This window comes from Ruegeria sp. CDSB117 (assembly GCF_059611005.1).
Genome location: NZ_JBXWOS010000017.1, coordinates 101,382 through 124,860, shown reverse-complemented (window position 1 = coordinate 124,860; position 23,479 = coordinate 101,382). Strand labels below are relative to the sequence as shown.

Sequence of the window (23,479 nt, the reverse complement as noted above, 5' to 3'; positions counted from 1 at the left end):
GCCGCTGCTGCCAAGTAAGCAAACGCCGCGAGGCGCACCCACTCCTCCCAATCGGTGCAATCGCGCAGGGCAGGTCGTATGACCTGCCCTTTCTTTTTGTGCTGGAGTGCCTTTTTGGTACGTGTCTTGATCACTGCGCGCCCTTGGTTGCGAAACACCGTCCGGTACAGTAAGCCACCTATTCAGTGTACACCGAGACCCATCCATGACCGCACCGTCACACCCTGTTTCACAGCGCCAACCGGCTTCAAATGTCCTTGTCGCCAAGGCGGCGAGATTGTCGGTCGCACCAATGATGGATTGGACAGACCGGCATTGCCGATTTGTGCACCGACTGCTCAGTCAGCAGACACTTCTTTACACGGAAATGGTAACCGCCCCGGCGTTGGTGCGGGGTGGCGCACTGCACTTGTTGGACTTCAGTTCGCAGGAACACCCCGTCGCGCTGCAATTGGGCGGTTCAGACCCAGAGGAAGTGTCGGAGGCGGCCCGGTTGGGCGCGCAAGCGGGGTATGATGAGATCAACCTGAATTGTGGTTGCCCCTCGGATCGGGTGCAATCGGGCACTTTCGGGGCCGTGTTGATGAAGGACCCCGTCCGTGTTGCCGACTGCGTTGCCGCGATGCGCGATGCGGTTGATGTTGAAGTCACTGTCAAATGCCGTATTGGGGTTGATGATCAGGATCCGGAACAGGTCCTGCCTGAGTTTCTGCAGGCCATTCACGAGGCCGGATGCCAACGTGTGACAATCCACGCGCGCAAGGCTTGGCTGCAAGGGCTGAGCCCTAAGGAAAACAGGGATATCCCGCCCTTGGACTATGATCTTGTGCATCGGATGAAACGGGCGTTCCCTGACCTGCATATCTCAATCAACGGTGGGATCACGTCTCTGGAGCAGGCGAAGGCGCAGCTGGACGCCGGGCTGGACGGTGTCATGATTGGCCGCGCGGCCTATCATCAACCCACGGATATTCTGGCCGAGGCGGATGCCTTGATTTTTGGCGGTGGTCAGGTGGCTGATCCGATTGATGTCGTTCACAAAATGGTGCCCTATGTCGAAAACCACCTTGCCGGGGGCGGTCGTCTGCACCAGATCACGCGTCACATGCTGGGTCTTTTCGCCGGTCGCCCCGGTGCGCGTGCGTGGAGGCGGGCTCTGTCCGAGGGGGCGGTTCACGATGGGGCGGGCCCCGAAGTGATGCTGCAAGCTCTGGACTGTATCGCGCCTTTGGCAGAGGTTTGACGGGAACGGAATACGGCCAAATGGCCGGTTTGGGGGGATGATGCCCGAGACGATGTTGCTGGCCCAGATGTTGGGCCTTTTGCTTGTAATCGGGGCGCTGGCCGGTGTCTTGGCTGGCTTGCTGGGTGTTGGTGGCGGCATCGTTTTGGTGCCCGCGTTTTTCTATGCGTTCCAAACACTTGGATATGGCGGCCCACAGTTGATGCAGCTGTGTCTTGCGACCTCGCTGGCAACCATCATCATCACATCACTACGATCCGTCCTGGCGCATAACAAGAAAGGCGCGGTGGACTGGGATATCCTGCGCGGTTGGGGGCCGGGAATTGCAGTGGGGGCCATTGTCGGAGTGCTGGTCGCTTCGGCACTGCGAACCGAGGCGTTGCAGGCGTTGTTCGGCGTGTTGGGTATGGTCATTGGCGCATATCTGGGTTTGGGTAAATCAGAATGGCGGCTTGGTGATGCGATGCCAAAAGGCGTGAAGCGGGCCGTTTTGTCACCTTCGGTCGGGTTCCTTTCAGTTCTGATGGGCATTGGCGGCGGCAGCTTTGGCGTGCCGCTGATGAGCCTGTTCAACGCGCCCATTCATCGGGCGGTTGCAACGGCGGCCGGGTTTGGTGTGATCATCGCGGTGCCTTCGGTTTTGGGCTTCCTGTTCCTGGACATCGCGCCTGAACACCGCCCTCCGTACACAATCGGCGCGGTCAACCTGATCGCTTTTGCAATTGTTGTAGCCATGACGATGATCACTGCGCCCTGGGGCGTAAAGCTGGCGCATGCGATGGATCCCAAGCCGTTGAAGCGTGTGTTCGCGGTTTTTCTGACGCTGGTCGCCCTGAATATGCTGCGTAAGGCGCTGGGGCTGTGACCGATTTTTGGGACAAAGGTTGGATCAGGTTTCCGCACGACCCGACGCTTGCCCGATGGGTTGAACATGCTTTGCCGCAAGCCCGCGCCTCGGTCACAGATCCGGTCTATGCGGAATGGCTGGATTGCGAAGGCACATGGTTCATCGGTGTGGACGCGTTGGACAACGATCCAGAGGGCAGGGTGGCGCGATCGGACGTTTTGTCGGGAAAGGCCATGGACTTTATCTCTGAACACTATGGGCGGTTGCCACTGCACAAGGGGCAGGTCTCGGTCGTTTATCCCGGTTACCCCCGACCACGTCGCGGCGAGGGTGAAGCGGCCAGCAGATACCGGCGGAACCGTGATGCGGCGCATGTGGATGGATTGCGCCCCATGGGGCCGGATCGTCGACGCCGGGTAGATGAACCGCACGCATGGATTCTTGGCATCCCGCTGACCGAGGCCAGCACGGATGCCGCGCCGATGGTTCTGTGGGAAGGCAGCCACAAGATACTGGGGGCTGCGTTCGCACAAGCGATGAAAGGCCAACCCAAGGACAGCCTACACTTGATCGACGTAACCGACATATATCAGGCGGCCCGTCGCGAGGTGTTTGAGACCTGCCCCCGGATCGAGCTGCCAGCAAAACCGGGTGAGGCCTATCTACTGCATCGCCACTGCCTGCACGGCGTCGCGCCTTGGGCCGAGGCGGCGACCGCTGGCCCGGATGGACGGATGATCGCCTATTTTCGCCCCGAATGCGCCGGGGGAGTAGCCGAGTGGATCGAATCCTCCTAACCTGTTGCCATTATTCAGGTTTGGAGATTTTCGATGATTACGGTTCACACGGATTCTGATGGGGCCCAGATCGAGGTCGAGCTGTCCGGCGAAGTGACAAGCAAAGACTACAGCGAGACATTGGTCCCCGCGATCGAAGCGGCGCTTGAGGCGCATGATGCGGTGCGTCTGCTGGCAATCGTGCAGCCAGAGTTCAAAGGCTATGATCTTGGGGCCGCGTGGTCCGATACCAAGCTGGGTCTCAGCCACTGGCGCGGGTTTGACCGTATCGCGGTTGCGGCTGATCAGGGCTGGGTACAGACAAGCATCCGTCTGGCCGCGCCGATCCTGCCATGCCCCGTTCATGTGTTTGAACTTTCGGAACTTGAGGCCGCGCGCCGTTGGATGCGCGAGTCTCTGGGGGCCATCCATGTGACCGATTTGGGCGGACCCTGCGTGCAGATCAGCCTGATGGGCGAACTGGACCCCGAAGAATACCAACAGGCTGAGCGTGATCTGGATACCTTGCTGAGTTCAAAGAACGGGTTCCGTCTGGTGATCGACCTGCGCGAGTTTGACGGCTGGCAGGGGCTGACCGCACTGGCCGCACATTTCCGCTTGGCCCGAGGGCATGTGGGAATGCTGGATCGCGCCGCCATAGTGGGGGACAAAGCGTGGCAACATATGGCGCAGCGTGTCGCCAGTCACGTTCTGGGTGCCCGCACGCAATTCTTCCCTTCTGAGGATTTCGAAAACGCAAAATCCTGGCTTGCGGCGGGGTAGGGCGATGCTGATCACGGCGCCAGTTCTCGCCTTACTTTACCATTACGTAAGGTTAATTTACCGACCGTTCAATTTTTCTTGATCGGTCGGTCAAAAAACGCTTAAACCTGAATCGTTCTTCCGCCTGACCACGTCGGAAGACCATTTTGCTGAAAGGCGCTGCTGTGGGTTGCCACTCACTTACGCATGTCTTCGAACTTGATCCCCCCTCGGAGTTCAGACCAACCCGCAGCAGCGCGAACTCAGCCTAAAAGCCAGAAGTGGATATCAGGATTTGTTCATGCGCGCCGCGCGTCCGCCGCGCCGTTTGGCGAGGCGTGGCTTGCGCGCGGGCAGATCTTCCATGATCTCAGCACGTTCATCGCTGCCCATTTTCGACCAGCGTGTGATCTCATCAATGGTGCGATAGCAACCAGTACAGATGCGCTCGGTCGGGTGCACGACGCATATCTGGATGCAAGGGCTTTCGACCTCGTTCCTTTTCCAGACCATGTTTGTCATCGGTGTACCCCGTCGCCCTTAAAGAAAGCGCAGCCTATCCAGCGCTCCTTGCAGAATATAGCCCGCCGCGACGTGATCGATAACCTGTCCGCGACGTTTTCGTGTCGTATCCGCCTCAAGCAGTGCCTTTTCTGCCGCTACCGTGCTGAGCCGTTCATCCCAGAATCCGATCGAAACTTCGGTCAGACGTGACAGATTTCGGGCAAAAGCGCGGGTCGATTGGCACCGGGGGCCTTCGGTTCCGTCCATGTTTTTGGGCAGGCCAAGCACAACACCACCAATCTCGCGATCCGCGATGATTTCCAGCAATCGGGCCGAATCCAGGGTAAATTTCTTGCGCCGTACGGTCTCAAGCGGGCTGGCCACGCCGCGCATCCGGTCGGACACGGCCACGCCGATGGTCTTTTCGCCCAGATCCAGCCCCATCAAGGCGGTCATGGGGGATATTGCAGCGGCGAAGTCTTCGAACTCGTCGTAAATCATTGCGCAATACCTGCCTGAAGTGCGGCAGCGTCGATGATCTCCAGCGCATCGGCGTTTCCGGCAAAGACCGCCATGGCTTCGTTCCTGATGTCGATCGCGCGCTGTCCTTCGCCCAGAACGCTCAGTGCTGCGATCAGACGGGCCCAATCCTCGGGAGCTCCTCCTTCGGTGGCCAGCCGGTCTGAAAGCTGGTTGACCATGCCTCGGATCATCTCTTGTCGTTCGTCCGGGGTCAGCGCAGCGGCAGCCTCAACGTCATCCTGGCTTGGGCCGGGTCCGGTAGGGGCCGTAACCTCGGGCGCGTTGAACACGCCGGCGCGGAAAGCCAATTCTTCCAGTTGCGCCAGAATTGCGTCGACCCACGGCGCGCCGGCCGGTGCGTTGCGCAAGGCGTCGGTCCAGATGCGATACCCGATGTCGGGGCGCCCGACCTGCACCATCATCTGGCCAAGGTAATACAGCGCCGGACCGTGTCGCGGATCACGTGTTAACGCTTCGCGCAATGCAGCTTCGGCTTCGGGGGATACATATCCACCCGCCGAGAGGATCATCATTTCTGCCAGATGCGAATAAGCATCTGCTGGGACAGCGTCACCGGACAAGTCGATCACGCGCTGCTGCGCCTTGTATGCGGCTGGAAAGTTGCCTGCGTTCGCCTCGTGTTGCGCCAATAGGATATGGCCTTGCAGGTCATCGGGGCGCGCTTCGACGGTTTCACGCAACTGCTCTAAAAGCGCCGCGTAGCTCTCTTCCAGCTGCGGCATGGGGGCTGGTGTTGTGGTGGCTTCGAATTCAGCCTGGCTGGGGCGTTCCGCGCGCAAGGTTTCCGCTCGATCAATGCGCAGCGACAGAGGTTGGTCCGGTAGCCCCGCCGCACCCATCCGGTCGTACATCCAGGCCGCACCGCCGACCAGGATAAGACCCACGGCTGCGATCGCGGTGACAGAGGCCCAAAGTGGCGGTCCCGGTCGGGTCGACTGTGCCTGCATCTGGGCGTCTGCGGCCAGAATACGGCGTGAAATCTCCGTGCGAACACGCTCGGCGTCTGCTTCGCCGATGACACCTCGGGCCAGATCCTTGTCGACGCTCGCCAGCTGTTCGCGATAGACACGCAGGTCATACGCCGCTGCGGGTTCGCGTGCGTCGCGCGTTCGCAGGATGGAATAGCCCAAGAACACTGCAATCACAGCAGCGGTTAGGATGATCAGGACCCAGAACGACATGGTTTCTCCGATTTGGCTGTCCTGACTTAGACCTCTCGGCGGGTCGACAAAAGGGACAAATGGCCGCTGGTCGCCTTCATGTCGCAATAATGGGGCCTATGTCGCAATAGTGCGATATTACGGCGTTGAACGGCAGGGGCGCGCTAGCGTTACGCGGCATATCTTCGCGCAATCACCGAACCGGATGGATTCGCCTATGAAACACTATTCAGCCTTTGCTGTAGCGCGCGAAGCGTTGCGCTATCACACCGGATGGGAGCGCGCCTGGCGTTCGCCCGAACCCAAGAAGAAATACGACGTAATCATCGTCGGTGCGGGCGGCCATGGTCTGGCGACTGCGTATTACCTGGGTAAGAATTACGGCATCCAGAATGTCGCTGTGATCGAAAAGGGCTGGCTGGGCGGTGGTAACACCGGTCGGAACACGACGATCATCCGCTCAAACTATCTGCAGGACCCTTCGGCAGCGATCTACGAAAAAGCGCGCAGCCTGTACGAGGATCTGAGCCAGGAACTGAACTATAACATCATGTTCAGCCCCCGTGGCGTCATGATGCTGGCCCAGACTCAGCACGAAATTCGCGGCTATCAGCGCACGGCTCATGCCAACGCGTTGCAAGGTGTTCAGACCGAGTGGATCACCCCTGAGCGCGTTAAGGAACTGGTACCGATCATCAATATCGACGGTCCGCGCTATCCGGTTCTGGGCGCATTGTGGCAGGAACGCGGAGGTACCGCGCGTCACGACGCCGTGGCGTGGGGCTATGCCCGCGCCTGTTCCGCGATGGGCATGGACATCATCCAGCAATGCGAGGTCAAAGGCGTTCGGTCCGAAAACGGCCGCGTTGTTGGCGTCGATACCACCAAAGGTTCGATCGACTGTGACAAGCTGGGCATGGTGGTTGCGGGCCATTCAGGACAGTTGGCCGAAATGGCGGGCTTCCGTCTGCCGCTGGAGGCGATCGCGCTGCAGGCATTGGTGTCCGAGCCGATTAAGCCCTGCATGGACGTGGTCGTAATGGCCAACACCGTGCATGGTTACATGTCTCAGTCCGACAAGGGTGAGATGGTGATCGGCGGCGGTACTGACGCCTTCAACAACTACACCCAGCGCGGCAGCTTCCATCATATCGAGGAAACCGTTCGCGCACTTGTCGAAACCTTCCCGATGATCTCGCGCCTGAAGATGCTGCGCCAGTGGGGCGGGATTGTGGACATGACCGGCGACCGGTCTCCGATCCTGTCAAAAACGCCCTTGGGCGGCTGCTTTATCAACTGTGGCTGGGGCACGGGTGGCTTCAAGTCGATCCCCGGATCGGGATGGGGCATGGCGCAGCTGATGGCCACAGGTCACTCACCGCTGACCGAAGCCTTTACGCTGGACCGCTTCAAAGAGGGCCGCTTCATCGACGAAAGCGTCGCGGCCGGGGTGGCACACTGATGTCAGTCGCCCCAATGTGCCCCATGAATGGTTTCGGAACTATTCGGGCTGTCAGATCTTGGTTTGATGGTTTTCTTTTCCTCGGATCGGAAAATGAAAAAGGCGATCAGGCCAAAGAAGACGAGCGTGCCGACTACGGTCAATACAATGGTCAAAATATCCATGCCTACGATCTGGGCGTGTGGTCAAAAGAATTCAAGCGAGGAGTAGCCTCATGCTGATCCTGAATTGCCCCTACTGTGGCGTCGACGCCGAAGAATCTGAACTGTCCGCCGGAGGTGAGGCGCACCTGAAACGCTTCGGTCCCGGCTCGTCGGATGGCGAATTCCACGACTACCTGTTCATGCGTGAAAACCCCAAAGGCGTTCATTTCGAACGCTGGCGCCACAGCAACGGCTGCGGCAAGTGGTTCCACGCTGCACGCTGCACACAAACGCTCGAAGTGTTCGGAACCTATTCCGCCCAGACCACCGAGCCGCCGAAAGAACTCAAGGACGCGATCACTGCAAAGCGCCCTGGCTGGACGTGGAGAGAGTACGAATGATCCGCGCCGCCATCCCTAATTCCGCCTGCGAAAGGTCCGCAACATGAGCACCCGTCTCGCAAAACAAGGCCGGCTGATTGACCGGTCGAAACAGGTCACCTTCACCTTCAATGGCACGTCGATGCAGGGGTACGATGGCGACACGCTTGCCTCGGCCCTGCTGGCCAATGATCAAATGATGATGGGCCGGTCATTCAAATACCACCGGCCCCGCGGTGTTGTCGCCAGCGGTGCAGAAGAGCCGAACGCTCTGGTCGGCCTGGGGCAGGGCAACCGGTTCGAGCCGAACCAGCGCGCCACCACAACCGAGCTGTTCAACGGTCTGACCTCAATTTCGCAGAACCACTGGCCGAACCTGGAATTCGATATCGGTGCCGTGAACACAGCGCTGGCGCGGTTCCTGCCAGCGGGCTTCTACTACAAGACGTTCATCCACCCCAAGCCATTCTGGAAACACGTCTATGAGCCGATCATCCGGCGGTCGGCCGGTCTGGGTAAAGCACCCGACAAAGACAACCGCGACGCAGACACCTACGAGCACTTCTACGCCTTCACCGACGTTCTGGTGATCGGTGGCGGTGTCGCCGGGTTGCAAGCGGCCAAGGCGGCGGCCGAGACCGGTGCGAAGGTTCTGCTGATCGAGCAAACCGCGCATTGGGGTGGGCGCGCTCCGGTTGATGGCGGGACCATCAATGATGAGCCTGTGGATAAGTTCGTGGAACAATTGGTTTCCAAATTGGAAACAATGGACAACGTTATCATGCGCAACCGCTGCATGGGCGCGGGCGTCTATGACCATGGTTATGTGCTGGGGTATGAGCGTCTGAACGACCATAAACCGGGCACACAAGGTCCCCGTCATCGCCTGTGGCGTATCCGGGCCAAGCAGGTCGTCACTGCGACAGGCGCCATCGAACGCCCGCTGTCATTTGCGGGCAACGATGTTCCGGGCGTCATGCTGGCTTCGGCCATGCGCGACTATGTGGTGAACTGGGGCGTGACCCCGGGCGAGCGTGTGATCGTCGCGACCAACAATGACGACGCTTATCGCACAGCGATCATCCTCAAACAGGCTGGTGTCGATGTTCTGCGTGTGATCGATGCGCGCGCTGCGGCCGGACCACTGGCTGAAGAGGCGCGACAGCTTGGTATCCGGGTCGACCCCGGCAAGGCCATTGCCAAAGTCAAAGGCGGCAAGCGCGTCAAGAAGGTCGAGATCTGCAATCAGGAAGGCATCGGTGGCGCTCGCGAAGAAGTTGAGTGCGACGCGGTTGCCATGTCGGGCGGCTGGTCTCCGGTTGTTCACATGTGGTCGCATTGCGGTGGCAAGCTGATCTGGGACGAGGCGAACGCACATTTCCGCCCCGATCCCGCGCGTCCTCCGCTGGGCGCGAATGGCGAAGGGTTCGTTGTGGCCGCTGGCGCCTCAAATGGTCCGCTGGCGCTGAGTGATGTTCTGACTGACGCGCACGCCGCCGGCAAAGCGGCCGCCAAAGCGGCTGGCTTTAAGCCGAAAAACACTAAGGCTCCGGCTGGTGAAGCCACGCAAGAGGTTGCTATGGAAGCGGTCTGGTTGATGCCAGCCAACGCCGACGTGCAGCTGCGCATGAAATCCTGGCTGGACTTCCAGAACGACGTAAAAGTCTCTGACGTGCAACTGGCCGCGCGCGAAGGCTATGAAAGCGTCGAGCATACTAAGCGATACACTACACTGGGTATGGCGACAGATCAGGGTAAGTTGAGCAATATCAACGGGCTGGCGATTCTTGCTGATGCCCTGGAATCGGAAATTCCGAAGGTGGGCACCACGACGTTCCGTCCGCCATACACGCCCATTTCGATGGGTGCGATTGGCGGCGAAGCGCGTGGCGACGTGTTCCAACCGATCCGTCAAACGCCGATGCATGACTGGCACGACAAGAACGGCGCGGATTGGGAACCGGTCGGTCACTGGCGCCGGACCTACGCCTATGTCCGCCCCGGAGAGTCAGTGCACGACGCAGTAAACCGTGAGGTCAAGAACACCCGCGAAAACCTTGGTCTGCTGGACGCGTCGACGCTGGGCAAACTGATCGTCAAAGGCCCGGACGCCGGCAAGTTCCTCGACATGATGTACACCAACATGATGTCCACGCTGAAGGTCGGCAAATGCCGCTATGGCCTGATGTGTTCGGAAAACGGTTTCCTGATCGACGACGGTGTTGTTGCTCGCATCGACGAGGACACCTGGCTGTGCCACACAACCACCGGCGGAGCGGAACGCATCCACGGTCATATGGAAGAATGGCTGCAAACCGAATGGTGGGACTGGAAAGTCTACGTTGCCAACGTGACCGAGCAATACGCTCAGGTCGCCGTGGTCGGCCCCAACGCCCGCAAGGTGCTGGAAAAGTTGGGCGGCATGGATGTCAGCAAAGAGGCTCTGCCATTTATGGAATGGCGCGACGGTAAGATCGGTGATTTCGATTGCCGTGCTTTCCGTATCTCGTTCTCGGGTGAGCTGTCCTATGAGATTGCTGTCCCTGCGTCTCAGGGCCAGGCGTTCTGGGATGCATTGATGGACGCAGGCAAAGAGTTCGGCGTTATGCCTTACGGCACCGAATGTCTGCACATCCTGCGGGCCGAGAAGGGCTTTATCATGATCGGGGACGAGACCGACGGCACCGTGATCCCGCAGGATCTGGGGCTGCACTGGGCGCTCTCGAAGAAGAAAGAGGACTACCTCGGAAAACGCGCCCATTCGCGCAGCCATATGGCCGATCCGGACCGCTGGAAACTGGTTGGTCTTGAGACTGTGGATGGTTCTGTCATTCCTGACGGAGCTTACGCAGTCGGCGAGGGCGTCAACGCCAACGGTCAGCGTAACATGATCGGTCGCGTTACCTCGACATATTACTCGGCCAACCTCGGAAAAGGCATCGCCATGGGGCTGATCAAACATGGTCCGGACCGGATGGGTGAGATTGTCGAGTTCCCGGGCACCGATGGCAAAACCTACAAAGCTAAGATCGTGGACCCGATCTTCTTCGATAAGGACGGGGAGAAGCAGAATGTCTGAACCCATCAGCGCACTGAACCACGCAAGCTATGATGGCATTGCCAAGGTCCAGGAATGTGGCCTGCAGGGCATGATTACCCTGCGCGGCGACCTGTCCGACAAGGTGTTGGCCAAGGCCGTCAAGGACGCAACGGGTCAAAAAATGCCCGGTCAGCGCGAAGCTCTGGTCGACGGTGAGGCCGGCGTTTGCTGGATGTCCACGGATGAATTACTGGTGCTTGTTCCCTACGCCGAGGTTGAGGCCAAACTGGCGACCATGACCAACGCGCTGAGCGGTACACACGCGTTGGCCGTCAACGTCTCGGACGCCCGCGCGGTGTTCCGTATCTCGGGCAGCAATGCGCGTGAGGTGCTGGGCAAACTTGCCCCGGTGGAGCTGTCGGCTGCGGCATTTCAGCCAGGTCAGATCCGCCGTTCGCGTCTGGCGCAGGTGGCAGGGGCGTTCTGGATGGATGACGCCGATACCTTCCGTGTTGTCTGTTTCCGGTCGGCCGCAGACTACGTGTTCAAGCTGCTTAAAGTTGCGGCGCAGCCCGGCAGCGAAGTCGGGGTCTACTGAACCGAAGTGAAGTGAAAAGCCCCGGCCACACTGGGGCTTTCTTTACCCGGTGGTTACGCTGCAAACTCCGGAACCATAAGGCTTGTTAGAAGCGTTTATGTGCGCAAAACTGGCGCGGACTTTGACCGTGTTTTTCGCTGAATTAAGATTTGCCTGATATTTCATACGCAGGCTTTGCCCTTCGCTTGACCGGAGGTCGACGTTCCAAAACATGCGGTATTCGCCACTGTTTTTCACTTTGAGTTTGGCGCTGGTCCAATCGTGATGGCCGCTGACAACTTTGGCTTCACGAGTGTTGGTGTCTACCTGAAAGTGATACTCGGGCGCGATCCAGCCATGGCCGTCCGTCTTCGTAATTTCACATCTGTATTCGACGGTACCAGCTAAAGCTGATTGCGCGGAAACGATTATCGCAGCAATCGCCGTAAGCGAAGCTTTCATTTTTGTTACCCATCAAACTATTCCGTGGGCGCACTTCAACCGGCTCACGCTTGGGTTGCAAGTGGGGAAACACCTACTTCGGCAGGGCTAATGGCCGCATTCTAGCCAGTAAACAAAACCGTACGGTACCGTGTCATTTCCGTTGGACTGAGAGCTTTCTGAACATCCAGCGGGCGCCCGGTTTCGTCAGTAATTTCAGAGTAAAAGGAGAGACTTTTCAGCAGGTCTGAGGTCCGCTGGTGTCTGTCCTCTTCAGCCAAAAGAGGCGAGTGGAGCGAGAGGTAGAGAGTAGGTCGCGTCCGTTTCAACCAGGGCAGGATCGTTGGCAGTACAAAAAACTCAGCCCCCTCAATATCCATCTTGACCAGAGAGACACCCGACAGGTCATTCGCGGCCTCGAACTGGTCCCATGCGATCGTCAAAGCGTCGTTGCCATGTGTTCCGTCATGCAAAAGTGAGCTGGTGGAATCGCCCGGCTCGCCGCGCACCGACGCAATGCGGGCCACTCCGAACTGATCCGACAACGCCACGCCAAAGGCCGAAACATTGCGGATGTCGTTCAGGTCGAGGTTCCAGGCCAGATGCCGAAAAGCCGTTGGGTCCGGTTCGAAACACCAAACGTGCCGCGCCTTGCGGGCACTGTACAGGACCGTGGGACCAATCCACGCGCCGATGTCCAGATAATCCCGATCTGCCGACAGGTATTTGTCGAGCACGGCGAAGGTTTCAGGCTCCCACTTGCCATCGGATGCCTTGCGCCAAAATTTCGAATGATAAGGGTCCAGACGAAACGGCTCGCCATTCAGCTGGCCCGCATAGTATCCGCGGGCGCGGTAAAACATCTTGCGCGCCTGTGTAAGCATCGCCTGCCTCCGGGTTTTCTTGTCTCGGCTCTTGACCTGCGGCGGCTGCCAAAGCATTTAACCTTGGGAACCGCAACTTACATTTTTACAGGGGGCCGATATGGCTTTTGAACTTCCTGATCTTCCTTATGCACATGACGCGCTGGCAGCCAAGGGTATGTCCGCGGAAACACTGGAATATCACCACGACCTGCACCACAAGGCCTATGTCGACAACGGCAACAAGCTGATCGCTGGTACCGAATGGGACGGCAAGTCGCTGGAAGAGATCATCGTTGGCACCTACGACGCAAACGCCGTCGCGCAAAACGGCATCTTCAACAACATCAGCCAGCTGTGGAACCACAACCAGTTCTGGGAAATGATGGGCCCCGGCGGCAACGCAATGCCCGGTGAGCTGGAAAAAGCCCTGACCGAGAGCTTTGACTCGGTTGACGAGTTCAAGTCGCAATTCAGCGCTGCTGGTGCCGGTCAGTTCGGCTCGGGCTGGGCATGGCTGGTCAAGAACGCAGATGGTTCGCTGGCTGTGACCAAGACCGAAAACGGCGTCAACCCGCTGTGCTTTGGTCAAACCGCTCTGCTGGGTTGCGACGTGTGGGAACACTCCTACTACATCGATTTCCGCAACAAGCGTCCGGCTTACCTGTCGAACTTCCTCGACAATTTGGTGAACTGGGAAAACGTTGCATCGCGGATGTGATCGTTAACCCGATAAGGGTTTATCAAGGGCCTGCTGGTGGTGACGCTGGCAGGTCTTTTCTTGTTTAGATAGCTGTTTTTGATGGTGATACTGCGTTTTGCAATCGGCATCGATTGACTGCTTCGAGCCCAAAGCAGTCGTTACAAAATTGGCTTTGAGCAAAGGACTTCATCTGGAACTCAGTCCAGCGTGTTCTTGTAGACTTTGCCGTCTTTCATGATCAGATCGAAATTCTCATGCGGGTCTGCGATCAGGTCGATATCTTGCAGCGGATTGCCGTCCACCAGGATCAAATCTGCATAAGCGCCCTTTGCGATCACACCCAAGTCACCTTGTTGATAAGGGTGGCGCGGGCCTGAGAGTTTGAGCAGTTCAGCATTGGTTGAAGTCGCCATTTTCAGCACCTCGTATGGCGTGTACCAGCGCTGCAATTTGGCAAGGAACGCGCCTTGACGTTCGGCCAGTTTGGGATCGAACAGGATGTCGGTGCCGAAAGCGACTTTCACGCCAACTTCTTTCGCCGTTTTGTAGGTGAAATCTGTACCGTCGGTGACGTCGATCCATTTCTGCTGGCTAACAGGGTCGTCGAAAGAAAAGCCATCCTCGTCATCCAGCAGAGGCTGCACTGACAACCAAACTTCATTGTCGCGCATCAGTTCCATCGTTTCGCGGCTCATCAAAAAACCATGCTCGATGGACTTAACGCCAGCGGCAACGGCAATTTCCACAGCCTCGTCCGTGAAGACATGAGATGCAACATAAGTGTTGTAGGTGTCGGCCACCTCTACAAAAGCCTCGATTTCGGCCTTGGTGTATTGGCGTACATCCAGAGGATCATAGGTGGATGACACCCCGCCACCGGTAGAAATCTTAAGTTGGGTTGCACCCATGCGCATGATCTCACGCGCGCGTTTGACCACTTCCGGAACACCATCAGCTTGCGCCATCAAACCAACGCTGTACCAGTACCATTGCGAATCCGCGCCGTTCGTCGGAACCGCTTGGTAGGGGCGATAGTCAAAGTGGCCGCCGGTTTGTGTCACGGGTGGGCCGGACGGCAGGATACGGGGGCCTTCGATCTCGCCCGCGTCAATCATCCGTTTTATGGCAAATGAATTGCCGCCAACGTCGCGCACCGTTGTAAAGCCGCGCATTAACGTGCCTTCGGACCCGATGGCACCCCGCACCGCGACCTCAAGAATATCGCCGGTCACAACCACACTCTGCGGATTGCAACAGTAAAGCGTGTGCCAGTGTACGTCGATCAGGCCCGGCATCAACGTTCGCCCGCCGCCATCGATGACGATACCATTGGCGACGGCGAGGGGTTCTGAGGACACATCTGTGATCAGATTGTCGGTTACAACAACATAGGCATTTGTAATCATTTCCTCATTCACACCATCAAACACGTTGACGTTTGTGAACAGTATCGGCCCCCCATCCTGGGAGAGCGCTTGCGAACTGGCTATAGTGAGAAAAATCGACGAAACCGCCGCAAGTTTGGGAAAATGCATTCTAAATTCCTCAGAAAACTCTGTCGGAGAAACCATCCCAGCGGAAGCAAGCTTTTTCAAGGATTCCCTCACTTTTCTGCAAGGTCGGCTTTGTCCGAAAAGCTGAATTGAAACGGCAGAAAGTATACCATTTCAACTTTCTGTACTGCCGCAAGCCCAGTCTGAGCCCAATTTGCACAATGCTGCACTAAACACCTATGACTGCTTTGCGCGGTAAACAAGCTTTGCAGGGGCCAGTGCTTCCTTTCAAAAGGCCAACTACAATTGCATTTCGTTTAAAGGTTTTCAGCACTCGGCAGCGCATCAAGGCAAAACCTTAAGGGAGTGCTTTTGGGCAGCGCACAGTAACCTTTTGACGGCAAGATGTCCGAAGGTGAGCTTCCGCCCCCGATCAATATAAGGAGGAAATCCTCCAAAGGCGGCAAAAGCTCATGCGAGTTTGCTGCCGTCTGCTCCAATGACAGTGATTGAAAAGCGCTAAAAAGCGGAATTTCGATAGTGCCGTCAGTACCCTCGGGATATTCGTGCAGGTATTGTCGCGCACCCCAGACAGGCTCAGTAAAAAAATCGCGATAGTAAGCCCGGTCCAACCGACTGAACTGAATCCCCAAACCTTCTTGTTCAATTTTCCCGCTGCGGACACTCTGGTAAATGTCCGTTATTCTCTCATAGACTTCGGGCCACTTCACGGCCTCAACTGTGGCGCTTAGCGAGATAATCGCCTTTTTCTTACCCATGACAACGAAGTCTGAGCGTGGATCGTAAGCCGCGCGCAATTCCTGGCGGATAATACGAAACATCTCGGATCCTTGACTGGCACCGATGTAATCCACCAAGACATTTGTCCCAACCTGGTCAATCTCATCTTCAAACTCTTCAGCTTTGACAAAAAGGATCAGCATCTCGGTAGAGTCAGGATCGGCAAAGTGAATGACACCCGTCGGAAGGCTGAAATCTTCCTCATTCGTGCCAATCAACGCTTCAGCCCATTTTGCGAAAGGCAAATTCCACTTTCCCTTCAGGCGCGGAAGCTTGCTGACCAATCGAAGAGTGCGGCGTTCTACTTCTTGGTCTCCGGATCTTAGGATTGCCTGAATGGGTTGACCAAAACGAAATTCGCCACCCCCAACCTCAGCATCTGCGTCGCCAGGTTCGTACTCCAGGAAATGCGCCACTTCCTTCAGAACATCTTCTGGCCTCCTGGTTCTGGTAGACTTGGTAGAGTTGGAATACTGCAGCTCTCTTGCATACCAGTCGTCCGAGTATTCCGCCTCAAGCAAGAGGTTTTCGAGGTGAACGATGGTCTCTGGAAAGACTTCGTTTGGCGCCGAGACCGTGAGCATCAGACTACGGCGACTTGTTTCGACGTAATGCTTGATCCCTTTCAACTGCTTGTACTCAGCAATTTTGTAGGAAGAACGGCTTGATGTTCCTCCAGAAATTACACTTGAGAGACCTGCACGCAATGCGGCCACCCGGTCTATCGTCGGTCGATCTATCGGCCAAACCAAGGTGAGCTCAGAAATGCCGTTTTCCAGAGGCATCAGATAGGCAAAATTTGCATCACCGGTCGTTGCGATCAGCTCCGCACGGACCTGCTGCGCTGACAGCAGGCTGAGAACCAATAAGAGAGAGGAAATGAACCGGCTTTTTAATGTCTGCATGTTACTCTGCTTTTTCGGCCAACACGACCGAAGTGGCTGATGGCTTGATGACCTTTTCGGCAAAATCAATAACGTCCTGATCTGTCGTATCGTTCAAGATGTCGACAAATACAGTCGGTGTGAGAGGGGGGAAACCATCAGAAGCCACATTCGACAGGAATGATAGAAACTCTGTGGGCCGGCGCGCGGCATTTCTGGATCCAACGACCTGCATCCGGCGCGCTTGATTGATTTCATCCCTGGTGATCGGTTCGTTCAACAAATTGGCCAGAGTTTCTGTCAGATGGTTATGCGCCGCGTCCAAGCTGAAGCCGGGCATTAGGTGCAAATCTATGGTAAGTTCCAGATCCGCATTTTTGGCAAAAAACCAGTCAGCGTCGACGCTGAAAACGCGCTCGTCCTGATAGTACAGGGCCTTGTAAAGCCTTTCGTTCAAAACATCGGTGGCGATAAAAAATGCGCCCTGCATATCGATACTGGTTGATCGATCTTCGAAGTCCACGAATTTCGCAAACTGGATTGTGTCATGCGCCAACTTGTCCGACCGAATGCGTTCAACAAACCGAACCTCAGGGTCTGGTTTGTCGTCTAACCAGCGTTTTTGAGGGGCCTCAGAAGGTTCTGTGTCCCCAAATATACGAGCAACGAGTTCTTCGGCTTTACTAGGTTCAATTTTTCCCGACACGATTAACGTCACATTGGACGGCGTATAGTGAGTTTTGTGAAACTGATAGGCCTTCTCAAGGTTCAATTGCGGAAGATCTTCAATGGTGTTGTCTGCACGGCCGCGCAAAGTGCCGTAGAGGTTTTGAAGTGCAATTCTTCTGAGCCAACGAAGCGGAGACTGCCTTTCACGAAGAAATGTTTCACGCTGTACGATACCAATTTCGCTTTCCGCAAATCCTTCTGGCAGCGATGGCGTGTCAAGGACGGCCCGAGACAGCTGCAGCAACATTTCTATGTCAGAAGGTACGCCGGAATTCGTGTACACCGTTGATACGTTATGCGTTGTCGCGTAGATATCGCGCTCTCGGGGCTTTCTGAGTATTGTGGCGTCCGCTGAAAACGCAGCCAGATGCTCAGCTAGATGAGCTGTACCGGATGGTTCCGGATCATCATACGCTCCCGATAGAACAATTCGCTGCACGTCCACACGGTCGAAGTCATCCCTCGGAACCACATAGGCTGCGTATAATCCGCCTTTCTCAGAAAGAGGGGTGACGCCTTGAGCATGAGCAGTTCCAGAAAACACCAAGAGGACAAGCGAAAAAAACAATACGACTGTGCGCATCATAATCCTTTAAATTATGTCACTTAGTCCAAAAAAACGTCCGTCATCAGGCGTTTAACGAATGCGACAGTGATTTACTAAATGCTTGTGGGATACGAGCTGCTATTTCAAGCCGCCAATTGAAAACTTGCCGAAATGTGTTCGACACGAGACTAAATACGCGCGGAACCCGTACCTCAGCTCTCTATGGAGAGATCACCCAAAAGTAATACATCGTAGAGCAGCAGCGAGTGGCAGTTATCCAGAGATCAAGAGGGAAGTGTCTGCTTTGCCCGGCGATCCAGCTCTCAGTAGGTTCTGTACAGCATCACGCGTGAACCTAGGAGCGGCAGAAGTGCACGCGCGAGATCTGGATCTGCCTCGATCAATGGTATGACCCGTTCGTCGAAAGACCCCTGATCAACATGCGACGGCAATTGCTGGCCGAAGACCCTGAACAAGCCGCGGACTTCGTTGGTCAAATCGATGCATTTCCTTTGAACAGCCGTGCGGCTTCTCAATAGTGTTCTTAACGCGTGTGCCATGCGGCTCTTGATGAAAAATTTACTGAACCACCCAGATCGCAACACCTCTGCAATCCCTCGCGCATGCGTTTTGTCGGTCTTGTTACGCATCGCTGAACGAGCCGCGTTCACTTGCCGTGCTTCCATCCAGACCACATCAAGACCAGCGGCCCGAAGCCCATGACGCAGGTGCAGGCTCATCGAAGCAGAACCAAATTCAATCCGACACTGACTGGCAGACCCATCAATCTGGTTAGCCCAAATACCCATGCTTCGTCCCGCAAGCTGATATTAGCCGAAAAGCTATTCGACAGTGCTGGCGTGACCCTGCAACTCCGCCGCAGGAGAAAACCTGCCTATACGTCAACTTTCGAATTGAGACCTATTGTACGCCGCCCCGCAATACCTAGCTAAAGTATGCGGAGGGAGAGAGCCGCAAACCACTAAGAAAACGGTCAGGCACCGCGCTGAATGACTTTGGCGCGTCTCGGGTAAGCTGTGCCTGACGCATGAGGGATGGCCAAAAAAACGCCATTACAGGAGAACACAATGGTCGAACTTGCACAGGGAACATGGGTTGTCATCGCCGACGGGGAAAAGGCGCTGTTCATGGAGAATATCACCGACGCTGATGATCCCAATCTGGTTGTCGTATCCGTAGAAGAAAGCGACGGACCAAGGACCAAGCCTTCGGACCGGGCCGGTCGTCGTTTTGACACGGCACCACATCAGAAATCGGCCGTGGAAGAGAGCAAATGGAAAACCCATGCGAAATCCCTGTTCGTGCAGGATGTCGCCAACCTGTTGAACCGTAAGGGTTTAAAAGGGGCCTATAAACGATTGGTCCTGGTAGCCAGCCCGCATGTTCTAGGGTTGCTGCGCCGGCGGTTGCACAGCGAAGTGCTGGGCAAAGTGGTTGCCGAGGTCGATAAAACTCTGACCAATCATCCGATGCATAAGGTCGAACAGGTGCTGCGACAGCGCCTTGCTCCGGCGACTTGAATTTGGCGATGGCAAACGGGCGGTTCTGGCCGCCCGTACATCTGTCAGCCTAAGTCAGAACTTTCCTGAGCGTTGACATTGCAGCCTTCGGGCTATCGACCCAAGTGATGAAATCCGACAGCGATGCGTCTGCAAAGCCTTGGCCGATGACCTGTTGCAACAGCTCGTGCAGCGTATCCCAATAGCCATCCACATTCATGACCAGAATGGGCTTTTCGTGCAGGCCCAGCTGCCGCCAGGTGAGCGCCTCGAACAACTCATCCAGCGACCCCGGGCCGCCGGGCAGGACAATAACCGCATCGGCGTTCATGATCATGACCTTCTTGCGCTCGTGCATCGTCTCGGTGACCACGAAACGGGTCAGGTCCGTCTTGCCGACTTCGCGTTGCAGAAGGTGCACGGGGATGACGCCGAACGTGTCACCACCAGCGGCTTGCGCAGCTCGCGCGACCTCGCCCATTAGCCCCACATCCCCGGCCCCGTAGACCAGCCGCCAGCCTTCTTTGGCCAAAAGGGTTCCAAAGTGTTGCGCCGCGTCGGAATAGGCCGGATTCGCGCCATTTCGTGACCCGCAATACACACAGACAGATTTCTGAGACATGGGTTGGCTTCTCCGGGCTTGTATATGGTGTTTTGACCCGTGATAGCGGGATTGATAGATTGGCTCAACCGTTAGGCAGAATGTGTTTTGCTCAAAGCACTTGCGCTGCGGAGCGAAAGGAAAAGAATGAACTCCAAGTCGGGAAGCGAAAGCTCCGGTACTTTCATCTGGGGGGTGATTGCCGGCATCGTTGCATTAGTCGGGGCGGGCGGGTTGTACCTGTCCGGCGTCTTCGGGACGGGTCCTCAGGAAGCTTCACCGCAGCAAGACACCTCTGTCCAAACCACGGAAGAGGCCAGTTCGGTTTCCACTCCTTCCGAGGATCAGAGCACGGCAATTGAGGAACCGGAAACCGCTGATCCGTCTGATTCCGAGACTGCACCGGCGACGGAAACGGCTGAGGCCGACCCGGGTGTCGCGCCGCCGACTCTGGACCAGATCTTTGTTGAGCCGGACGGCAATACCGTTCTTTCTGGCAATGCAGAGCCAGGCACGGATGTTCGTGTCCTGCTGGATGGTGAGCAAGTGCACAGCTTTACCGTCGACAACACCGGTCAGTTTGCCGAGTTCCTTTCGATTCCATTTTCAGACGATGCGCGCGGGCTTACGTTGGAAACTGCGGGCCAGGATCAACCCGTTCGTTCGGACGACTATTTGATTGCAGCCTTGCCTGAACCTGAACCTGAACCTGAACCGACGACCGAGCAGGTCGCCGCTGCCGAAACGGGTGACGCTGCGCCCTCCGGCGACGAAACAGCAGGAGCGCAAGACACACCCTCGTCAGAGCCAACAGATGAAGCGACGACCGGGGATGTCGAAACGGCGGATGCGCCCGCAGAACCGTCTGCGGATCAACCCCAGGAGACGGCACAAGAAACCGCTGAAGAAGGCAATGAAAATCAACAAGTTGCCATTCTGCGTTCCGGCGAGGACGGGGTTGAGTTGGTTCAGTCTCCAACCGCCGAAACCGACGCCTCAGACGAGGTGGCTTTGGACACGATTGGCTATTCCGACGTTGGCGACGTAGAGCTTACCGGCCGGGTCCCGGACGGGTCTGCGGTACGGCTGTATCTGGATAACCAGCTTGTCGATGATCTGTCGCCGGTTGATGATGGTAAATGGCGCAGCGAACTCGAGGGAATTGATCCCGGTATATATACATTGCGCGTCGATGAAATCGCCTCGGATGGTACAGTGGTCAGCCGCCTGGAAACCCCGTTCAAGCGCGAACCGCTAGAGGTGCTGCGCGCGGCAGAGGCCAGGGATGAGCCCGAGGGCGAACCAGATACGCCCCCCATCCGCGCGGTCACCGTGCAGGAAGGCGACACGCTTTGGGCCATTTCGCGCGACCGGTTCGGTGATGGTATCCTGTACGTGAAACTGTTCGAGGCCAACCGCGGCGCGATCCGCGATCCTGACCTGATTTATCCCGGTCAGATATTCACCATCCCGGAATAAACTATTGCCGCTGGCCCTTGGTGGGCCGGCGGTCTATCTCTGACCGCAAATCAGGTACGTGATGAGACGAGCAGCGCCAATGACATCAGCCGATACGCCCACGTCCGACGAACGCAGCTCTGGATGGCGCACGATCCGGAAAGTTGCGCCCTATATGTGGCCCGAGGACGAGCCTTGGGTAAAACGACGCGTCGTGCTGGCCATGGGCATGCTTGTTTTGGCCAAGCTGATCGCGGTCTATACTCCGATCCTTTACAAGGGCGCAGTTGATAGTTTGGCGGGTGAGGGCGTACCGCCGCTTGCGTTGGGTGCTATTGGTCTGACGGTGGCTTATGGCGTCGCGCGGATGATGACCGTCGGCTTCCAGCAGCTTCGCGATGCTGCCTTTGCTCCGGTGGGGCAACGGGCCTTGCGCGCGCTGGCGTTGGAGACGTTCCAGCATATCCACCAACTATCCATGCGTTACCACGTGACGCGTCGCACCGGAGGGCTTAGCCGGATTATCGAGCGTGGTGTGAAAGGCGTGGAATTCCTGTTGCGCTTTTTGCTGTTTTCGATTGGTCCGCTGATCCTGGAACTGCTGTTGGTCGCGATCATCCTGATGTGGCTGTTCGACGTCTGGTATCTGGTTGTCGTTGCTGTCACCATCGCGCTGTACATCTGGTTCACCTTTGCGGTGACGGAATGGCGCGTGAAGTTGCGCCGCGAAATGAACGATCAGGATACTGAGGCCAATCAACGTGCCATCGACAGCCTGCTGAACTTTGAAACCGTCAAGTATTTCAATGCTGAATCGCGCGAGGCGGCACGGTACGACGTGTCGATGAAAGCCTATGCCGGGGCAGCGCTTAAGACGGCGTATTCGTTGGCCTTCCTGAATTTTGGTCAGTCCCTTCTGATCACCTGCGGACTGATCGGCGTGATGGTTCTGGCGGCCATGGGGGTGCAACAGGGAACGCTGACCGTCGGCGATTTCGTCATGGTCAACGCCTATATGATCCAGATCACCGTGCCGCTGAACTTTCTGGGCACTGTCTACCGGGAAATCCGTCAATCGCTGGTGGACATGGGGCAAATGTTCGACTTGCTGGAACAACCGACCGAGGTGCAGGACAAGCCCGGCGCGCCAGATCTGGTGGTCAGTGGTGGTGAGGTGACATTGGACAATGTGCGCTTTGGTTATGATGCGGACCGCGAGATCCTCAAAGGTGTGTCGCTGACGGTACCTGCTGGCCAGACTGTTGCAATTGTCGGTGCCACAGGTTCGGGTAAGTCAACGATAGGCCGCTTGCTGTTCCGGTTCTACGATGTCACCGGGGGCGCGTTGAAGATCGACGGGCAGGACGTGCGCGACGTGACCCTGAACAGCCTGCACGCGGCCATCGGCGTCGTGCCGCAGGACACAGTGCTGTTTAATGATACCATCCGCTACAACATCGCTTATGGCCGGGACGGGGCCACTCAGGAAGATGTCGAAGCTGCTGCCAAAGCTGCGCAGATCCACGACTTTATCGTGACCTTGCCAGAAGGCTATGACACCAAGGTTGGAGAGCGGGGCCTGAAGCTGTCGGGTGGCGAGAAACAACGGGTGGGCATTGCGCGCACCCTTCTGAAGAACCCGCCGATCCTGCTGTTGGATGAGGCGACCTCGGCGCTGGACACAGATACCGAACAGGACATCAAGGACGCATTGGCGCGGGCTGGTGAGGGACGGACCGTGCTGACGATCGCGCACCGCCTGAGCACCATTGCCGAAGCGGACCGTATTGTCGTGCTGGAGCGCGGTGAAATCCTTGAACAAGGCACCCATGACCAGCTTTTGCAGCGCGAGGGCCGTTACGCGCAGCTCTGGAGTCGTCAGCAAGCGGACGCGGCCTGATCCGGCCACAGGGGTATTTCAGGAGACCAGGCAGAACAGCGCAGCAAAAATGCGTTCATTCCTCCAAGTTTAATTTGACGTTCATTTTCCTTGGTGACAAAT

The 23,479-nt window shown here is 57.0% G+C and carries 23 protein-coding genes; 13 read left to right on the top strand and 10 right to left on the bottom strand.

From position 1 onward, the window contains the following. Positions 1-205 precede the first annotated feature (205 nt). The 4 genes from dusA to AC2FJC_RS17685 are packed head-to-tail and all read left to right on the top strand — an operon-like array spanning position 206 to position 3,649. Positions 206-1,243 carry a tRNA dihydrouridine(20/20a) synthase DusA gene (gene dusA, locus AC2FJC_RS17700; protein WP_496740485.1) on the top strand — a complete coding sequence of 346 codons (1,038 nt, stop codon included), beginning with the start codon at positions 206-208 and terminating at the stop codon, positions 1,241-1,243. Positions 1,244-1,283: 40 nt separating this feature from the next. Then, positions 1,284-2,108: a sulfite exporter TauE/SafE family protein gene (locus tag AC2FJC_RS17695; protein ID WP_496740484.1), complete on the top strand. Its 825-nt coding sequence runs from the start codon at positions 1,284-1,286 to the stop codon at positions 2,106-2,108. Further along, a complete protein-coding gene (locus tag AC2FJC_RS17690) occupies positions 2,105-2,887 on the top strand; it encodes a hypothetical protein (protein ID WP_496740483.1) in 783 nt (260 codons plus the stop codon). The genes AC2FJC_RS17695 and AC2FJC_RS17690 overlap by 4 nt, the downstream gene beginning before the upstream one ends. A 33-nt stretch (positions 2,888-2,920) precedes the next feature. Then, complete coding sequence (locus AC2FJC_RS17685) at positions 2,921-3,649, top strand: SpoIIAA family protein (protein ID WP_496740482.1); 729 nt, start codon at positions 2,921-2,923, stop codon at positions 3,647-3,649. Between the two features lie 267 nt (positions 3,650-3,916). Here the strand turns inward: AC2FJC_RS17685 and AC2FJC_RS17680 are convergent, their stop codons facing one another. The 3 genes from AC2FJC_RS17680 to ccmI are packed head-to-tail and all read right to left on the bottom strand — an operon-like array spanning position 3,917 to position 5,856. Beyond that, a complete protein-coding gene (locus AC2FJC_RS17680; RefSeq protein WP_496740481.1) occupies positions 3,917-4,150 on the bottom strand; it encodes a DUF1289 domain-containing protein in 234 nt (77 codons plus the stop codon). Positions 4,151-4,168: 18 nt separating this feature from the next. Then, a complete protein-coding gene (gene ruvX, locus AC2FJC_RS17675; protein ID WP_496740480.1) occupies positions 4,169-4,633 on the bottom strand; it encodes a Holliday junction resolvase RuvX in 465 nt (154 codons plus the stop codon). Next, positions 4,630-5,856 carry a c-type cytochrome biogenesis protein CcmI gene (ccmI, locus tag AC2FJC_RS17670; protein ID WP_496740479.1) on the bottom strand — a complete coding sequence of 409 codons (1,227 nt, stop codon included), beginning with the start codon at positions 5,854-5,856 and terminating at the stop codon, positions 4,630-4,632. Before ccmI ends, ruvX begins: the two co-directional genes overlap by 4 nt. Positions 5,857-6,052: 196 nt before the next feature. Between ccmI and AC2FJC_RS17665 the strand changes: the two genes are divergently transcribed. From AC2FJC_RS17665 to AC2FJC_RS17645, 5 genes are read left to right on the top strand one after another with little or no spacing between them, the layout of a single operon-like run. Further along, positions 6,053-7,297 (top strand): sarcosine oxidase subunit beta family protein, encoded by a 1,245-nt coding sequence (locus AC2FJC_RS17665; RefSeq protein WP_108860433.1) that lies wholly within the window; start codon positions 6,053-6,055, stop codon positions 7,295-7,297. Continuing rightward, a complete protein-coding gene (locus tag AC2FJC_RS17660) occupies positions 7,297-7,518 on the top strand; it encodes a hypothetical protein (protein WP_496740478.1) in 222 nt (73 codons plus the stop codon). The genes AC2FJC_RS17665 and AC2FJC_RS17660 overlap by 1 nt, the downstream gene beginning before the upstream one ends. Beyond that, positions 7,512-7,841 (top strand): sarcosine oxidase subunit delta, encoded by a 330-nt coding sequence (locus AC2FJC_RS17655; RefSeq protein WP_109311456.1) that lies wholly within the window; start codon positions 7,512-7,514, stop codon positions 7,839-7,841. Before AC2FJC_RS17660 ends, AC2FJC_RS17655 begins: the two co-directional genes overlap by 7 nt. Before the next feature lie 43 nt (positions 7,842-7,884). Then, positions 7,885-10,899 carry a sarcosine oxidase subunit alpha family protein gene (locus AC2FJC_RS17650; RefSeq protein WP_496740477.1) on the top strand — a complete coding sequence of 1,005 codons (3,015 nt, stop codon included), beginning with the start codon at positions 7,885-7,887 and terminating at the stop codon, positions 10,897-10,899. Next, positions 10,892-11,458 (top strand): sarcosine oxidase subunit gamma, encoded by a 567-nt coding sequence (locus AC2FJC_RS17645; RefSeq protein WP_496740476.1) that lies wholly within the window; start codon positions 10,892-10,894, stop codon positions 11,456-11,458. The genes AC2FJC_RS17650 and AC2FJC_RS17645 overlap by 8 nt, the downstream gene beginning before the upstream one ends. A 42-nt stretch (positions 11,459-11,500) precedes the next feature. Here the strand turns inward: AC2FJC_RS17645 and AC2FJC_RS17640 are convergent, their stop codons facing one another. Further along, on the bottom strand, positions 11,501-11,899 hold the full coding sequence (locus AC2FJC_RS17640; RefSeq protein WP_496740475.1) for a hypothetical protein: 399 nt from the start codon (positions 11,897-11,899) through the stop codon (positions 11,501-11,503). Positions 11,900-12,000: 101 nt separating this feature from the next. Continuing rightward, on the bottom strand, positions 12,001-12,762 hold the full coding sequence (locus AC2FJC_RS17635) for an FkbM family methyltransferase (protein ID WP_496740474.1): 762 nt from the start codon (positions 12,760-12,762) through the stop codon (positions 12,001-12,003). A 100-nt stretch (positions 12,763-12,862) separates the two neighbouring features. Here AC2FJC_RS17635 and AC2FJC_RS17630 point away from each other — a divergent pair, with 100 nt between their 5' ends. Then, positions 12,863-13,462, top strand: coding sequence for a superoxide dismutase (locus AC2FJC_RS17630; protein WP_496740473.1), 600 nt, complete (start codon positions 12,863-12,865; stop codon positions 13,460-13,462). Positions 13,463-13,641: 179 nt separating this feature from the next. Here AC2FJC_RS17630 and AC2FJC_RS17625 read toward each other — a convergent pair whose 3' ends face one another. The 4 genes from AC2FJC_RS17625 to AC2FJC_RS17610 form a co-directional block, all read right to left on the bottom strand. Beyond that, positions 13,642-14,979: a metal-dependent hydrolase family protein gene (locus AC2FJC_RS17625; protein ID WP_496740472.1), complete on the bottom strand. Its 1,338-nt coding sequence runs from the start codon at positions 14,977-14,979 to the stop codon at positions 13,642-13,644. 275 nt (positions 14,980-15,254) lie between these two features. After that, positions 15,255-16,643 carry a hypothetical protein gene (locus AC2FJC_RS17620; protein ID WP_496740471.1) on the bottom strand — a complete coding sequence of 463 codons (1,389 nt, stop codon included), beginning with the start codon at positions 16,641-16,643 and terminating at the stop codon, positions 15,255-15,257. Between the two features lies 1 nt (position 16,644). After that, the gene (locus AC2FJC_RS17615) at positions 16,645-17,934 is read right to left on the bottom strand and encodes a M16 family metallopeptidase (protein WP_496740470.1); all 1,290 of its coding nucleotides are present in this window, start codon (positions 17,932-17,934) and stop codon (positions 16,645-16,647) included. A 287-nt stretch (positions 17,935-18,221) separates the two neighbouring features. After that, on the bottom strand, positions 18,222-18,707 hold the full coding sequence (locus tag AC2FJC_RS17610) for an IS110 family transposase (RefSeq protein WP_496740469.1): 486 nt from the start codon (positions 18,705-18,707) through the stop codon (positions 18,222-18,224). Positions 18,708-18,986: 279 nt separating this feature from the next. On the opposite strand from AC2FJC_RS17610, the gene AC2FJC_RS17605 reads away from it, so the two are divergent. Then, positions 18,987-19,439, top strand: a complete 453-nt coding sequence (locus tag AC2FJC_RS17605) for a baeRF12 domain-containing protein (RefSeq protein WP_496740468.1) — start codon at positions 18,987-18,989, stop codon at positions 19,437-19,439. 49 nt (positions 19,440-19,488) lie between these two features. On the opposite strand, the gene AC2FJC_RS17600 is transcribed toward AC2FJC_RS17605, so the two are convergent. Then, entirely contained in the window at positions 19,489-20,040 is a 552-nt protein-coding gene (locus AC2FJC_RS17600; RefSeq protein WP_496740467.1) for an LOG family protein, read from the bottom strand. A 126-nt stretch (positions 20,041-20,166) separates the two neighbouring features. On the opposite strand from AC2FJC_RS17600, the gene AC2FJC_RS17595 reads away from it, so the two are divergent. Both AC2FJC_RS17595 and AC2FJC_RS17590 read left to right on the top strand, forming a co-directional pair. Beyond that, positions 20,167-21,498 (top strand): LysM peptidoglycan-binding domain-containing protein, encoded by a 1,332-nt coding sequence (locus AC2FJC_RS17595; protein WP_496723531.1) that lies wholly within the window; start codon positions 20,167-20,169, stop codon positions 21,496-21,498. A gap of 79 nt (positions 21,499-21,577) precedes the next feature. After that, positions 21,578-23,377 carry an ABCB family ABC transporter ATP-binding protein/permease gene (locus AC2FJC_RS17590; RefSeq protein WP_496740466.1) on the top strand — a complete coding sequence of 600 codons (1,800 nt, stop codon included), beginning with the start codon at positions 21,578-21,580 and terminating at the stop codon, positions 23,375-23,377. The last annotated feature ends 102 nt before the right edge of the window (positions 23,378-23,479 follow it).

What these genes read in the sequence shown, in the direction of transcription:
- dusA (WP_496740485.1), top strand. Translation starts at nt 206, where the DNA reads ATGACCGCACCGTCACACCCTGTTTCACAGCGCCAACCGGCTTCAAAT.
- AC2FJC_RS17695 (WP_496740484.1), top strand. Translation starts at nt 1,284, where the DNA reads ATGCCCGAGACGATGTTGCTGGCCCAGATGTTGGGCCTTTTGCTTGTA.
- AC2FJC_RS17685 (WP_496740482.1), top strand. Translation starts at nt 2,921, where the DNA reads ATGATTACGGTTCACACGGATTCTGATGGGGCCCAGATCGAGGTCGAG.
- AC2FJC_RS17680 (WP_496740481.1), bottom strand. Translation starts at nt 4,150, where the DNA reads ATGACAAACATGGTCTGGAAAAGGAACGAGGTCGAAAGCCCTTGCATC.
- ruvX (WP_496740480.1), bottom strand. Translation starts at nt 4,633, where the DNA reads ATGATTTACGACGAGTTCGAAGACTTCGCCGCTGCAATATCCCCCATG.
- ccmI (WP_496740479.1), bottom strand. Translation starts at nt 5,856, where the DNA reads ATGTCGTTCTGGGTCCTGATCATCCTAACCGCTGCTGTGATTGCAGTG.
- AC2FJC_RS17665 (WP_108860433.1), top strand. Translation starts at nt 6,053, where the DNA reads ATGAAACACTATTCAGCCTTTGCTGTAGCGCGCGAAGCGTTGCGCTAT.
- AC2FJC_RS17660 (WP_496740478.1), top strand. Translation starts at nt 7,297, where the DNA reads ATGTCAGTCGCCCCAATGTGCCCCATGAATGGTTTCGGAACTATTCGG.
- AC2FJC_RS17655 (WP_109311456.1), top strand. Translation starts at nt 7,512, where the DNA reads ATGCTGATCCTGAATTGCCCCTACTGTGGCGTCGACGCCGAAGAATCT.
- AC2FJC_RS17650 (WP_496740477.1), top strand. Translation starts at nt 7,885, where the DNA reads ATGAGCACCCGTCTCGCAAAACAAGGCCGGCTGATTGACCGGTCGAAA.
- AC2FJC_RS17645 (WP_496740476.1), top strand. Translation starts at nt 10,892, where the DNA reads ATGTCTGAACCCATCAGCGCACTGAACCACGCAAGCTATGATGGCATT.
- AC2FJC_RS17640 (WP_496740475.1), bottom strand. Translation starts at nt 11,899, where the DNA reads ATGAAAGCTTCGCTTACGGCGATTGCTGCGATAATCGTTTCCGCGCAA.
- AC2FJC_RS17635 (WP_496740474.1), bottom strand. Translation starts at nt 12,762, where the DNA reads ATGCTTACACAGGCGCGCAAGATGTTTTACCGCGCCCGCGGATACTAT.
- AC2FJC_RS17630 (WP_496740473.1), top strand. Translation starts at nt 12,863, where the DNA reads ATGGCTTTTGAACTTCCTGATCTTCCTTATGCACATGACGCGCTGGCA.
- AC2FJC_RS17625 (WP_496740472.1), bottom strand. Translation starts at nt 14,979, where the DNA reads ATGCATTTTCCCAAACTTGCGGCGGTTTCGTCGATTTTTCTCACTATA.
- AC2FJC_RS17620 (WP_496740471.1), bottom strand. Translation starts at nt 16,643, where the DNA reads ATGCAGACATTAAAAAGCCGGTTCATTTCCTCTCTCTTATTGGTTCTC.
- AC2FJC_RS17615 (WP_496740470.1), bottom strand. Translation starts at nt 17,934, where the DNA reads ATGCGCACAGTCGTATTGTTTTTTTCGCTTGTCCTCTTGGTGTTTTCT.
- AC2FJC_RS17610 (WP_496740469.1), bottom strand. Translation starts at nt 18,707, where the DNA reads ATGGGTATTTGGGCTAACCAGATTGATGGGTCTGCCAGTCAGTGTCGG.
- AC2FJC_RS17605 (WP_496740468.1), top strand. Translation starts at nt 18,987, where the DNA reads ATGGTCGAACTTGCACAGGGAACATGGGTTGTCATCGCCGACGGGGAA.
- AC2FJC_RS17600 (WP_496740467.1), bottom strand. Translation starts at nt 20,040, where the DNA reads ATGTCTCAGAAATCTGTCTGTGTGTATTGCGGGTCACGAAATGGCGCG.
- AC2FJC_RS17595 (WP_496723531.1), top strand. Translation starts at nt 20,167, where the DNA reads ATGAACTCCAAGTCGGGAAGCGAAAGCTCCGGTACTTTCATCTGGGGG.
- AC2FJC_RS17590 (WP_496740466.1), top strand. Translation starts at nt 21,578, where the DNA reads ATGACATCAGCCGATACGCCCACGTCCGACGAACGCAGCTCTGGATGG.